The organism is Halomonas sp. SIMBA_159 (assembly GCF_046536035.1).
Lineage (GTDB): Bacteria > Pseudomonadota > Gammaproteobacteria > Pseudomonadales > Halomonadaceae > Vreelandella > Vreelandella venusta_A.
In genome coordinates, this window is record NZ_JAWJBT010001131.1 from 1 (window position 1) to 252 (window position 252).

Sequence of the window (252 nt, forward strand, 5' to 3'; positions counted from 1 at the left end):
CCTGATCATCAGCGATAGGCTCAGGATCAAAATAATAGCTTGCGCGCTGTAATTCCAGGCGCAATTGCTTGATAGCATTGCGTAAGACTTTCGTTTCCGGCCGGGTCTGCTGGTTGAGGCAATTGACCGCTTCACTGTCGACCAGCGTGCGCTGGACAAAGTGGGCCATGCTGTCAGCCAGGTTGGTGGTTTTCAATACATGATACCTGTCGTAGCGGTAACGTGGATGTTGAGCCAGATAGACATCATTCA

1 pseudogene is annotated in these 252 nt (G+C 50.8%); it reads right to left on the reverse strand.

Annotated elements, in window-relative coordinates:
• A pseudogene (gene pssA / locus R0J87_RS22795) lies at positions 1 to 196 on the reverse strand (CDP-diacylglycerol--serine O-phosphatidyltransferase); the annotation flags it as partial.
• Positions 197 to 252: the final 56 nt, after the last annotated feature.